General features: G+C 41.8%; 9 protein-coding genes. 8 read left to right on the forward strand and 1 reads right to left on the reverse strand.

Translation table 11 applies throughout. The features are described 5' to 3' along the window. The first annotated feature begins 3 nt into the window (after positions 1-3). The 8 genes from O3Q51_10605 to O3Q51_10640 all read left to right on the forward strand — a co-directional run bounded on the left by O3Q51_10605 (position 4) and on the right by O3Q51_10640 (position 12,253). Positions 4-2,457, forward strand: a complete 2,454-nt coding sequence (locus O3Q51_10605) for a polysaccharide biosynthesis tyrosine autokinase (GenBank protein MCZ4409264.1) — start codon at positions 4-6, stop codon at positions 2,455-2,457. Continuing rightward, on the forward strand, positions 2,457-3,014 hold the full coding sequence (rfbC, locus tag O3Q51_10610; protein ID MCZ4409265.1) for a dTDP-4-dehydrorhamnose 3,5-epimerase: 558 nt from the start codon (positions 2,457-2,459) through the stop codon (positions 3,012-3,014). Before O3Q51_10605 ends, rfbC begins: the two co-directional genes overlap by 1 nt. Continuing rightward, positions 3,014-4,102, forward strand: a complete 1,089-nt coding sequence (locus O3Q51_10615; GenBank protein MCZ4409266.1) for an MraY family glycosyltransferase — start codon at positions 3,014-3,016, stop codon at positions 4,100-4,102. Before rfbC ends, O3Q51_10615 begins: the two co-directional genes overlap by 1 nt. A gap of 3 nt (positions 4,103-4,105) precedes the next feature. After that, complete coding sequence (locus O3Q51_10620; GenBank protein MCZ4409267.1) at positions 4,106-5,116, forward strand: lytic transglycosylase domain-containing protein; 1,011 nt, start codon at positions 4,106-4,108, stop codon at positions 5,114-5,116. A 5-nt stretch (positions 5,117-5,121) separates the two neighbouring features. Further along, positions 5,122-7,959, forward strand: coding sequence for an excinuclease ABC subunit UvrA (gene uvrA / locus O3Q51_10625; GenBank protein MCZ4409268.1), 2,838 nt, complete (start codon positions 5,122-5,124; stop codon positions 7,957-7,959). After that, a complete protein-coding gene (locus O3Q51_10630) occupies positions 7,949-8,659 on the forward strand; it encodes a TIGR00730 family Rossman fold protein (protein MCZ4409269.1) in 711 nt (236 codons plus the stop codon). Before uvrA ends, O3Q51_10630 begins: the two co-directional genes overlap by 11 nt. Before the next feature lie 126 nt (positions 8,660-8,785). Next, positions 8,786-10,153, forward strand: coding sequence for a hypothetical protein (locus tag O3Q51_10635; protein MCZ4409270.1), 1,368 nt, complete (start codon positions 8,786-8,788; stop codon positions 10,151-10,153). A gap of 126 nt (positions 10,154-10,279) precedes the next feature. Continuing rightward, positions 10,280-12,253, forward strand: coding sequence for an SPOR domain-containing protein (locus O3Q51_10640; GenBank protein MCZ4409271.1), 1,974 nt, complete (start codon positions 10,280-10,282; stop codon positions 12,251-12,253). Here O3Q51_10640 and O3Q51_10645 read toward each other — a convergent pair. Further along, on the reverse strand, positions 12,213-14,198 hold the full coding sequence (locus O3Q51_10645) for a ComEC/Rec2 family competence protein (protein MCZ4409272.1): 1,986 nt from the start codon (positions 14,196-14,198) through the stop codon (positions 12,213-12,215). The two genes, O3Q51_10640 and O3Q51_10645, sit on opposite strands and share 41 nt — an antisense overlap. Between the last annotated feature and the right edge of the window lie 16 nt (positions 14,199-14,214).

The raw sequence follows: 14,214 nt of genomic DNA on the forward strand, positions 1-14,214 counted from the left end.
AACATGTACGGCGAGGACATATCGAAAATCAACAATAGTTTCGAGAGCTATAAGGAGCGACTGACCAATTTCAGCAATGAATTTGAGCTGGGGCTTTTTCTGCATATCCTCCGCAAGAACCTTTACTTGGTCGTTATTTTCGTCTCATTGGCTATAGCAGGGTCTTATATTTTCCTTAGATATACCGCTCCCGTTTACGAAGCAAGAACAGTCCTGCAACTTAGTAATAGCGACAATGCGAAGCGCGTACTGAATGTAAACCAGTTTTACGACAACAACAGCTTACTAGCAGAGATTGAGCTCATGCGCTCGAAACTTTTGGTGGAAAGAGTAGTGAAAAAACTCCCTCTTGAGATCTCTTATTTCGAGAAAGGTGAAGTACTCACTGATCAGCGTTATCCTACCTCATCTTTCGTTATTGAGACTCTTGCCATAGCCGACTCCTCCATCATGGACACCCCGATTTTTGTGCGATTTTCGGAAGGCAACACCTACCATCTTGAGTTGAGAGGAGTTCAACTTGGAGAGGTTCACAAAGTGGGACAGTTAGCCCAAAACAATTACTTCACCTACAAATTACTGGTTATTGATGCGAACCATTTTAATCGAGTAGAAGAAGGCGAAATTGAGTTTTACTTCAAACTAAATAGGTCGCAGACATTAGCGAACCAGTATAGTAGGCAGCTGGGCATCAAGATTCTCAATAATACGGCGAAGACCGTGGAGCTGAGTTTGAAAGATAATAATCCCGGAATAGCCCGAGACTTTGTGGTCAATCATGCCGAGGAGTATATCAAGTTTGAACTTGAAAACAGAGAGCAAAGCGCCACCAGCATCATTCGATTCATAGATAGTCAACTCGATACGGTTTATCGAAACCTGAGGGACTCAGAGCTATTGCTCAATATCTACAAAAAGGAAAACAAGATTTCCAATTTGGATAACCTCTCGGGGTTATATTTCGATTACTTCAGGGAGTTTGAAAACGAGATGGTCGAACTGGAGCTCGAAGAGAGTATGTTGGCTCAGGTGGTCGAGACCATCGAAACAGATTCTGATGTTGATGTCTACAACATCATACCTATTCTGACCGGCACCAAATACGAGACGATAATCGCCTCAATGCTTGAAAGTCTGAGAAATCTGCTCGTTTCGAGAGAAGAAATACAATTTGACATTAAAGAGGGAAGTGCCAAACTCGAACAACTTGATTACAGCATCAATATTCAAAAAAGGCTGATTATCGAAAGTATTGAATCGGCATTGGATAAAATTCGTCGTCGCCAAGAATTTTTAAATGGTAAGCTGGCTGAGTACGAAGGTGATTTTAGCGAACTTCCAAAGAAAGAACTCGAATTTGCCAGACTCAAGAGAATTTTCGACATCAACGAAAAATACTACACGCTCCTTCTGGAAAAGAAAACGGAATACCGTATCTCTCAGGCGGGCTACGTTCCTGAGAACAGAGTGCTCGAGCGATTGATCTCTTCCAATGAGCCCATCTCGCCAAAGAAAAACTTGATCACGACAAGTGCCATTTTGGCGGCAGTTCTTTTAAGCCTGCTCATTATTGTAATCAAGTATCTTCTGCACAGCAACATCACTTCGCTGAGCGAAATCACCAAGCTTTCAAATGCTTCCATCAATATACTTGGGATGATTCCAAAGTATAAAAAGGATATTCCTACATCTCAGTTGCTCATTGATAAGAGTCCTAAATCAATGATTTCTGAGGCTTTTCGAAGCTTACGAACGAATCTCCAATTTATGGGAGAAGGCACAACTACCGATGAGCCCAGGGTAATATCAATTACGTCAACGACTTCGGGAGAAGGAAAAACGTTTGTTGCCATCAACCTTGCAGGAATTATCGCCTATTCAGGGCAACGAGTTATTGTACTGGATTTGGACATGAGGAAACCAAAGATCCACATCGGATTTGACGTTGATAACCTCAAGGGAATGAGCACAGTGCTGATCGGAAAAAGCTCTTTAGAGGAGTGTATTAGAAACAGTAAAGTCGAAAACCTAGATTTTATTACGGCAGGACCTATCCCTCCAAACCCAGCTGAATTGATCATTGGGAAACGAATGAGTGAAGTAATTGAGAGATTGAAAAAAGATTACGATACCATCATAATTGATAACCCACCTGTAGGGTTGGTAACAGATGGTATTCCGATGATAAAGGAGGCTGATCATCCTATTTTCATTTTCCGTGCTGACTTTTCAAAAAAGCAATACGTACAGATGGTTGATCGCTTGATCAATGAAAACAACTTACCCAATTTGTCAGTGGTACTTAACTGTGTTGACGTTGATCGAAATAAATACGGGTACAGCTATGGCTACGGTTACGGCTATGGCTATGGATATGGATATGGATACGGTTATGGCTATTACGAGGATGGCAAAAAGGAGAAAAAGTCCTGGGTCCAAAAAATATTTGGTAGCTGATGAAAATTCTTCAGAACCACATCAGCGGCTTGTTGACTATAGAACCTAGCGTTTTCGAAGATGACAGGGGTTATTTTTTGGAAAGTTTCAATACGAAGACTTTCGAAGAAGCCACCGGAGTTGATGTGGACTTTGTTCAGGATAATGAATCCATGTCAAATAAAGGTGTACTTCGTGGGCTGCATTTTCAGGTGCCGCCTTATGCACAAGATAAATTGGTACGGGTAGTAAGGGGCAGCGTGATTGATGTCGCGGTGGACTTAAGGCATGGCTCGCCTACATTTGGAGAATATGCCAAAGTACTCCTGTCTGCGAAAAACAGAATACAATTCTTTGTGCCCAAAGGGTTTGCACATGGATTCGCAGTGCTGGAAGATCAAACTATTTTCAGTTACAAGTGCTCAGAGTTTTATCACAGAGACAGTGAAAGGTCTTTGAAATGGAATGATCCTGCAATAGCTATCAATTGGGAAATTGATGATCCGATTCTATCTCAGAAGGATAAAGAAACTGAACATAGGCTCGAAGATTTTACAAGTACTTTTTTGGTTCAATAGTGAAAGACACCTCATACTATATCATTTTTTACAGCTTCTTCTTCATTGCCATGACAGCATTTGCACTACTCATCAATAGCATCTTATTGAGGTTTGTGAAAACGCTGGGAACCAAAAACCAAGAAGGAGTAACTGTTCGATGGAGTGCGCAAACCAAACCGGCTATTGGTGGGCTTTCATTTTTCATCATCTTTTTAATCAGTCTTTGCTTGTGCTTGTTTTTCTATGATTACAAGGATGTTATCAGCGAGCCACAAATTCCGGGACTCTTGCTCAGTGCCGGTCTCGGTTTTTTGATGGGGCTTACCGATGATGCCTACAATACTAAACCTATTCTAAAACTGAGCATTCAGATTTTATGCGGTATCATTTTGGTTTTGACGGGATCATCGATTGCGATCTTTGAAAGCTATTGGATGAACTACACCCTGACCGTATTCTGGGTAGTGGGCATCATGAATTCCATAAACATGTTGGATAATATGGATGGAATCGCCGCTTCTGTAGGAAGTTTCATATTAGCCGCTCCTTTGATTTTTATGGTTTCTACGGGCACTTATGGCGACGTCAATTTTATGCTGATAGTCGGAATATTGGCTTCACTTATTGCATTTCTATATCACAATTGGCATCCGAGTAAGATGTTTATGGGAGATACTGGCAGTCAATTTTTGGGAGTGATTCTGGGATATGTTGGTATCCACTACTGCTGGAATGTAGGTTTAGACCCTGAAACTTCGCAAGGCTGGTATAGCCTAGCAGCCCTGTTGACCGTATTTATTTTACCCATTTCAGATACAATCACGGTCACCATCAATCGCCTGAGAAGAGGGCAATCACCTTTCGTTGGTGGAAAAGACCACACCACTCATCACTTATCTTATCGAGGGTTTTCAGACTCACAGGTGGCAAAGCTTTTCGTTTTTCTCTCTGCATTCTCCATTGTTCTGTACACTTTATATCTTATTAACATCAGCCCAGCAGATTATATGATGATAGGTACGTATCTTTTCTACTTTTTAGCCGTATTTTTCATATTATACACATTGACGCAAGTCAATAAGAAAAAAGGAATAAAAGATCACTAAGCCATGCAGCAATCCCCTTCAAATACATTTCGATTCCTACTCATATCCGTCTTGTCTTTACTTGTTATTGCTGTAGTATGGACAGGGTACTCTTTCAAATCGGCCAATCTAAATCCCGATATCAGTTACCGACAGTACTTTAATGACAATTACAAAATTTTCAGTTTGAGTTCTCCTGATGCGTTGACTTTTGCAGAGGAAGAAATTCCGCTTCACATTCTCGATGTCAGAGAAAAGTTGGATCATGAACTCTTGGTAAATACGTACTGGCAATCACAAACTCTTTTATTTCACAAGCGGGCTAACAGGTGGTTTCCTATCATAGAACCTATCTTGAAAGAACATGGAGTACCTGATGATTTCAAATATTTGGCAGTGATTGAGAGCGGACTTACCGACGTCGTTTCGCCTGCCGGTGCCACAGGCTTTTGGCAGTTTATGAAGACAACGGGGCGCGAATATGGCCTTGAGATCAACAATGAGGTAGATGAACGTTATCATATCGAAAAAGCTACGGCAGCCGCTTGTGAATACCTGAAGGATGCCCATGCCAAATACGGATCTTGGAGTATGGCAGCCGCGAGCTACAATATGGGAATGGCAGGGTTAAACAAGCAAGTTGCTCGTCAGAATGTGGACAATTACTATGACTTGCTTCTTAATGCGGAAACAGGTCGGTACATGTACCGAATTCTGGCCATCAAGGAGATCTTGAGTAAGCCTGCTCAATACGGTTTCCACTTCAGACCACAGGATCTTTATCCAACTTATGACACACGCACCATCGTAGTTGATGAAAGCGTAGATGATTTCGCTGAATTTGCGATAGAAAACGGAGTGAATTACAAAATATTGAAAATCCTCAATCCTTGGTTGAGAGATAAGTATCTCACAAATCCGGGGAAAAGAACATACGAGGTGAAATTACCGACAGATACCATTCAAGGTCTTGTTCCATTTGCTAAACAAAAAGCTGCTTCTGACACTTTAATCTCTGCACCTCATAGCAACTAAACGGATTGGAAAGTACCGAAACCCTTGAAAAAGAAAGTGTCGAAGTTCTCGGCGCCAGAGTACACAACCTTCAGAACATTGATGTAGAAATTCCCAGAAACCAACTTGTGGTCATAACCGGCCTGAGTGGCAGTGGAAAGTCATCCTTGGCATTCGACACGATTTATGCCGAAGGCCAGAGAAGATATATCGAAACCTTCTCTGCCTATGCTCGGCAGTTCCTAGGCAACATGGAAAGGCCCGATGTGGATAAGATCACAGGGCTCAGTCCTGTGATCAGTATCGAGCAAAAAACCATCAGCAAAAGTCCCCGGTCGACCGTGGGTACGATTACTGAGATTTACGACTTCCTCAGATTGCTCTATGCCAGAGTAGCAAACGCATACTCATACAAGACAGGCGAAAAGATGGTGAAGTACAGCGAAGATCAAATTGTTGACTTGATCATGGATACTTACCGTGATGAAAAAATAGCGGTTCTGGCTCCCGTCGTAAGAGGAAGAAAAGGACATTATCGGGAACTTTTCCAGCAAATCAGCAAACAGGGATACCTGCGCGTCAGAGTTGATGGTGAAGTAAAGGAGATCACGAGTGGAATGAGGCTCGATCGCTACAAGATTCACGATATTGAGATAGTCGTAGACCGCATAGTGGCAGGTGAAAAAGACAAGCAACGCCTTCGTCAGAGCGTTACCACGGCCATGGATACCGGAAAAGGCTCGATGATGGTCATGAATTGGGATACTGAAGAAGCACGCCATTTCAGCCGCGATTTGATGTGCCCTACTACGGGTATCTCTTACCCCGAACCCGAACCAAATTTGTTTTCCTTCAACTCACCTTATGGAGTGTGCAAAAGATGCAATGGTATCGGTGAAGTAAGCGAGGTGGATCGGAAAAAAATTATTCCCGATGAGAAAAAATCGATTCGAAAAGGAGGAATCGCGCCACTTGGCTCTTACAAGAATAACTGGATATTCAGACAAGTAGAAGGGCTCTTGCGGAAATACGAGTACGATCTCAACTCCCCACTGAAGGACATAGACGATGAGCTGCTCGATAAGATTCTAAATGGTACAAATGAGACTGTAAAAATCGATGGCGCGACAGGTTCTAGCGAGTACAACGTAAACTTTGAAGGTATCATCAATTTCATTTCTCGCCAGGCCGATGAAAATGCTTCCGCTCCGATACAGCGCTGGGCGAATAGTTTTATGAACCAGATCACCTGCCCGGTTTGTGATGGTGCCCGACTCAGAGAGGAAGCCCTATACTTCAAACTTGATGACAAAAACATTGCTGAAATATCAAGTTGGGGAATCAACAAGTTTGATGTTTGGGTAAATTCTTTGGAAAAGAAATTGACCAAGACCCAACTGAGAATTGCAACGGAGATTCTTAAAGAAATCAAAAATCGCTCTGGGTTCTTAATGGATGTAGGCTTGGATTACTTGTCCTTGGATCGCAGCGCCAAAACCTTGTCAGGCGGTGAAGCTCAGCGAATTCGTTTGGCTACTCAAATCGGATCAAAACTGGTTGGAGTTCTCTATATTCTGGACGAGCCAAGCATTGGACTCCACCAAAGAGACAATAACAAGCTGATTGACTCTTTGAGAAATCTTAGAGATATCGGGAATAGCGTAATCGTTGTTGAGCATGACAAAGACATGATTCTGGCAGCTGATCACCTCATCGACATTGGCCCGTTTGCGGGAGTCCATGGAGGTAAGATTGTAGGTGAAGGCACTGTCAAAGAAGTAATGAAGTCAGGTTCACTTACTGCAGACTACCTATCTGGGAAAAAGAGAATCGAAATACCAAAAAAACGCAGAAAAGGTAATGGTGATAAAATCACCTTGACTGGGGCTACGGGCAATAACCTGAAAAATGTGAATGCCATCTTTCCTTTGGGCACTTTCACTTGCGTGACTGGAGTATCGGGAAGTGGCAAGTCTACACTGATCAATCAAACCCTCTACCCCATCCTCAACGCTCATGTATATAAAGGGGTAAAGAAGCCATTGACCTACAAGAGCATCAAGGGACTGGAGAAGATTGATAAGGTGATTGAAATAGATCAATCACCTATTGGCAGGACGCCAAGAAGCAATCCCGCCACTTACACGGGAGTTTTCACAGACATCAGGAATCTTTATGCGCAGTTGCCGGAAGCAAAAATCAGGGGATACAAGGCAGGAAGGTTTTCATTTAACACTACAGGTGGAAGATGCGAAACATGCAAAGGCGCTGGACTGAAGACTATTGAGATGAATTTCTTACCGGATGTCTATGTGCAATGTGAAACTTGTGAAGGCAGAAGGTATAACCGCGAAACGCTGGAAGTTCGCTTTCGAGGTAAATCCATTAGTGATGTACTCGACATGACAATTGAGTCTGCTGTTGCATTTTTTGAAGATCATCCAAGAATTTCGTTGAAGCTGAAAACTCTTTTTGATGTTGGATTGGGTTATTTGACTTTAGGCCAACCGAGTACTACATTATCGGGAGGTGAGGCACAAAGGATAAAGCTAGCCTCTGAGTTGAGTAAAAAAGGTACAGGACAGACATTTTACATTTTAGATGAACCTACCACCGGACTACATTTTGAAGATATTCGTTTATTAATCACTGTTCTGAATCGACTAGTCGACCAAGGAAACACCGTTTTGGTGATAGAACACAACTTGGATGTAGTGAAAGTGGCCGACTATGTTATAGATTTAGGTCCTGAAGGTGGAGAAGGAGGCGGAACGATTATTGCCAAGGGCACTCCCGAACATGTTGTAAAAAAGGGAGTCGGCCACACTGCTGAATACTTAAAACTCGAATTGAATGTCAAATGATGAAAAGCGCATCAAGCGCGCCTTTAAGACAAAAACATGGAATGAAGTAAAAACCAACGATAGTTGGGCAATCTTCAAGATAATGTCAGAATTTGTTGAAGGTTTTGAGAAGCTCTCCCGAATAAAACCTTGTGTTTCTATATTTGGTTCCGCTCGATTTACCGATGATGATCCTTCTTACAAAGCAGCTGAAGAAATAGCTTTCCAGCTAAGCCAAGGCGGCTATGGGGTGGTTACAGGTGGAGGCCCGGGAATTATGGAAGCAGGAAACAAAGGAGCACACCGGGGAGGTGGCGATAGTGTGGGATTGAACATCGATCTACCATTTGAGCAAAACGGAAATCCATACATTGATAAGGATAAGCTGATAACATTCGATTATTTCTTTGTAAGAAAAGTGATGTTTGTGAAGTACTCACAAGGCTTTATCGTCATGCCCGGTGGTTTTGGAACATTGGATGAGCTATTTGAAGCCCTTACCTTGATCCAGACGGGTAAAATAGGCCGGTTTCCAATTATTCTTTACGGTAAAGACTATTGGGAGGGTTTGCTCGATTGGATCAAATCAACATTACTTGAAAACTATAAATCGATTAGCGAACAGGATTTAGAACTATTCCGACTCGCTAATACTCCGGAAGAGGCTGTTGGTCACATCGATGCGTTCTACCAGAAGTATATGCTCAAGCCAAACTTCTAGGCTTTTTCGACACACTTCCGATTTCAACAAAATTCTGTTTGCAAATTCGTTTCGGCTCAACCGAGGCACCTCCACTATTGGATAGCTTTGTTAGAAAGGCTTTTCAAAGAGCTACACCTCGGAGGTATGACAAGAACATTTTTCATTGGCATTCAGATTTTGGGATTTTTAATCTTTTCTCTTGGACAAAAAGAAGAGGTCAAGATCAAGCATAATCCACCCGAAAACATGGGGTCAGGAGAAGAAGCGGTGGTTTTAGTCGAGCTTGATAAATCTGATGTAACGGGTTTTGCTAAATATCAAATTACGGTAGACGAAGGTTTGGTGATAGAAGTAGTAGAGTCAGCGGGAGCCTCCTTTACCTTTAACAATGGAAAAGCGAAATTTATCTGGATGGCTCTACCGGCCAATGAAGAGTTCTCCATTTCCTACAGGATTCGCACGACAGGCGCTGCTAAAGGAAAAAAAGCTTTGGACTCACGGTTTTCATATATCTATGAAAATGAGCGAAAGAACCACGACGTACCAACCCACTACATTAATGTAGGAACACCACAAGAAATAGTTGCCGAATCGATCAAAGAATCAATGGAGGAGAAAGGCATGAACAAAGAGGCATACGCTCTGGCTGATCGCCAAATTCGACCTGATGGATTGAATCAATGGAGAGTGACCGTGGAAATTGAAAAGGAAGGGTTAAGCGGATTTGCTAAAGTAGAAGAGAATTTACCTGAAGGGTATACAGCTATTGACTTTAAATCGAGTGGAGCTGTTTTCAGCTCAATGGATCAAGTGATTAAATACATTTGGTACGACATTCCGGAAAATGATGTTATCACCATTTCATACAAGCTTTTGCCTGTAATTGCACAAAATGGAGAAGAACCGAAGATAGAAGGCTCTTTTTCTTACCTCGAAGGTGAAGAAACAATGGAGATTCCTATTTCTTCAGGCATAGAAATGATGGCTGAGGAAAAATCAAAAGATACCACAGGGGCAGAAGTCACAGGTGACCCAATAGCGGATATAGTTGAAGAGATGGAAGAAGTAATTGCTGAACCGATGGTAGTCGCTGTAAGCACTCCTCCAGCAAAAACCAAAGAAACGGATACACCAAAGCCCAAAGAGGAAACTGTAACTGCTTCATTCAACGATTCTAAAAGTCCAACAGATGCGAATATCATTGATGTTCCTCAGCCGGAATCAGGAGTATTCTACAGAGTGCAAATAGCAGCAGGCAAGAATAATCTTCAAAAGAGCGTTTTCGAGAAACTTTATACTTTCCAAGAGGGATATAAGTTGGAGAATCATAAAGGATGGTTCAAATACACTACGGGATACCACCAAGTGTACAAGTCTGCTCGAGACGACCGCCAGAGAATCACGGGTAAATACGACAAATTTCAGGGTCCATTCGTAACCGCATATAACGATGGTGAAAGGATCAGTGTTCAGGAAGCCCTGATGATAACTGCCCAAAAGTGGTATCCATAAGATACGCAACCTTTTAACCAAAGTCTCAGTATACGCAAGAGATTAACTCTCGCTATGCGTACCCCTTTGAAGTATATACGAATCGCTCTCTGCGCTACTGTTTTGCTTATTTCCAATCATTTGGTAATGGCCCAATCAGACTCAACAGCTACAATAAGCAGCGAAAAACTATTCAGACCTCAAGTGGGTTTGAATACTGGTTTGATCAATTATTTTGGTGACGTTGGTAGTTTGGATGGTTTAAGCCAGCAATCTCAAATGAACTGGGGACAGAGTCTCTCACTAGTTTCGCCACTGACAGATGCCTTTAGCCTCCGAGCATTTGCATTTTTTGGAAAAATCACGCAAGAAGAAAGAATTGAAGGTGGCAATGCTAATTTCAGCACTCCCATACGTATGGGCGGACTTAGTCTTTCTTACAATTTTGACCATATTCTTCCTAAAACAAGAACCGTAGAGCCTTACGTTTCTCTGGGTATATCAACATTTGAATTCAATTCAAAATCAGACCTAATGGATGCCAATGGAGAAATCTATCACTATTGGTCGGATGGAACGATAAGAAGTTTGGCGGAAAACGCTCCTAACAAGAGTGACGCCAATACACTTACAAGGGACTATACTTACGAATCTGACCTAAGAGCTACAGATGAAAACACGGGCTTACCCTATGCATTGAGAGGCATGAGTATGCCTATCGGAGTTGGAGCGAATTTGAAAATCAACGATTTCTTTACCTTAAATATGGGTACTGAGTTTCATTTGAGTTTTACGGATAATATTGACAACATTTCGGATCAACCGAATAGTCGATCAGGAAATGATCACTTCTTGTTTTCATCGATTGGTATTCTCTACAACCTCCATCACGAAAAGAAATCTCAGGTCGAGAAATCTTCAGGACTTGAATTTGATGAGATCGAATTTGAAGATGAAGACATTGATGGCATTGCGGACATAATCGACCTCTGCCCTTTCACAAAAGAAGGCATTGCCATAGACGAATATGGTTGTCCATTGGATACTGATAATGATGGAGTAGCCGACTATCGGGATGGTGAATTAACAACCCCAGAAGGTAACCTGGTTGACCTGGATGGAGTGACGCTAACAGATGTCGCTATTCAAAACATCTACTTGACCTACAAGGATAGCATAGGAAACCTTAGTTACCAGAAGAGCAAAAAAGAAACTGCCGATTTCGATAGACAATCGATCAAATTAAGAGGGAGAAGCAAAGGCTATAGAGTCAGAATTGCCAACACAGAAAACTTAGACGGTCTGGCAATTTCAAAACTGCTGAGTATAGCAGACATACGTGGAAGTGAGGACGAAAATGGTTTGAACTATTTCATTGGCGATTTCAATAGTTTAGAGGAAGCTCATAGTAGAATGAGACAACTTCAAGAAATGAATTATGAAACAGAATTGGTCTACAATGATTTTGGCACGTTCAACAGTGTAGACGATACTGAACTTGCTCTGATTGAAAAGAGTTCGGAGTCATTCTTTTCAAATCCTGATCAAACGACTTTCCGAGTCCAGATCGGTGCGTACCGCTATAGGCTATCGGACAATATTTTTAAAGAGATTAATGATGTCTTGGTAATAACCGGTCAAGACGGACTCACACGCTATGTTAGTGGATCATTCGATAACATTAAGGATGCTGCCGAGCATAGAATCGAATTGCTTCTAAATGGATTTGAAGGCTCCTTTGTAACAGCTTATAAAGGCGGTAAGCGAATATCGTTGAAAGAAGCAGGAGCCAGAGTGAGCAAAAAAGAGGTCATAACAGGAACTCCCGCAACAGGTGGTATCAGTACAGAGTACGTAGACTATTCAGTACAGCTTGGTTCTTTCTCAGGGAGAGTTCCTGCCGAAATGTTGAGCAAATTCATCGAACTCGATGACGTAAGCCCAATGAGAGGATCGAATGGTACCACGAAATATATCTATAAATCTTTCAATGATATTCAACAGGCCCGGGAAGCTTTATCTCTGCTTAAAGCGAAAGGTTTTGAAGATGCCATGATAATAGGCTTGTTCAACGGGCAAATCATTTCTGAAGAAGAAGCGAATCGTTTGAAAAACGAATAAGATCGTAGGACTCTATTTGAAACAAAGGCGCATTGGATTCATGAAATACTCGCGCAGGTTCTTTTCTGTTTGCGGTGTGTATTCTCTCTTCTCTAAGATTCCAAATAATATGATGTCCCTCAGATGAATTTTCTGACATGCGGACATTGAGAATGTCATTGTCTTCGTCAAGATTTACAAACCGAATCTTTTCAGGGTCGCGTACTCCTTTCGTGAGCAAATAAGGATAGATCTCTCTCCGCCAATTTGCGCTGAACGTTGCTGTATCTTGGCTGTACACTATCATTTCATCTTGAACTAATCTGATGATAGTGGGACTTTCTCCCAATAAAGGAAGAAGAACATCGTCCTGCAAAACGACACCAATTCGGCGGTTTAAAAAAAGAAAAAGCAAGCAGGCTGTGGCCAATATCAATAGCCTCAAAACTCTAGTTGCGGGCTTCAACAGAAAGATCGTTATGAGAATAATTACGACATAGATAATAAAGGCAGAAAGACTGCTCAAATAGAGCCCATCAATCTTTGCAAAAGGCAATGTATTGATCGTCTCGATAATCCAATTCAAAAGCCACGTCCACCTTATGGTTACCCACCCCATGACATCCGAGGCATATGGAACCCAAAGAAGCAAGACCCAGGCAATTCCTGAATATAAAATTATTGAGGCCAAGGGAATAACTAAAATATTCGTAATAAAAAATAGCAAAGGGAATTGATTGAAGTAGTAAATACTCAATGGAAAAGTAGCTAGTTGCGCGGCAAAAGAGACACAGAATAATGACCACAACATACTGATGTACTTATTCTTAAAATCGAGTGAAGCATAAAAAATCGGATGAAAAAACACAATGCCCAAAACTGCCAAATAGGAGAGCTGGAAACCAATTTGAGTAATTAATAGCGGATTGATCACAAGCAGAACAAGAGCGCTTGCAGCAATCATGTTATACGTATTCGTATAGCGCTTATTAAATTTTCCTAAGGCAATAAAGCTGAACATCGTAGCAGCGCGAAGCACGGAAGGCGAGAATCCCGTGAGCGCGGCATATCCCCAAAGCATCAATAGGACCAATATGAACTTTAAAAGCTTGGCGTTCTTTTTAAATAAAAAGTTGAGGATAGTGAGAAACAGCAAATAGATTATCCCAACATGCAGGCCACTTACAGCTAGGATGTGAACAGCTCCTGCATCTGCAAAATCACTTCTCAGTTGAGGGTCAAGGAAGGACCTGTCGCCTACTAGCAGAGCCGAAATTACGCCGAATTCCTTAGTCGGAATGGAATCTTCGTTCAGCTTTTCAAGAAGATTTCCTCGGAGTTTATTGAGCTTCCCTTTTAAAGAAAAATGATGGACGGAAATGACTTCATAAGACCAACGAGGTATATATACGGAACCCGAAATTCCTGTATTGCGAAGATACCTTCCATAATCAAATTGATTCGGGTAAAGCTCTTGATCTAAATTTGAAATACTCCCGGAAAATTGGATGGAATTGCCCGGGACTATCCGTGAGTCAAAATTATCTTTTGACACGTAGGCGATTATTCTAGCGTTGCACGATCGATAGAGCTGTGAATCGATCTGAACTTTGAATACCTTGAGATGAACAGCATAGCTATTTGGTTTCTCAATGGGAGAAGATTCTATCACTGCCAAAAAGCTACTTCCTTCTGGAGGGCCTGTTTGCACACTTATTGCTCGATATCCCAATGCCATTCCTAAGAGAAAAAATGCGGCAACTGAAAGTATTCCAAAATAGTGATTCTTCAACATATTCTTCCAAATCCTATTTAGGGAGAAAAGCAATCCTATGATCACCAAAACGGCTGATATCCAGACTAGTTTCAAGTCTGAACATGAATCAAAATTGAGAGCTGATATCAGCCCCAACAAAAGAGGTACAAGAATACGCACCAGAGGCGCTTGGTGCAGAAAAAGTTCCATAGAGCTCTGTTTCAGA

This window comes from Cryomorphaceae bacterium 1068 (assembly GCA_027214385.1).
Classification (GTDB): domain Bacteria; phylum Bacteroidota; class Bacteroidia; order Flavobacteriales_D; family Cryomorphaceae; genus JAKVAV01.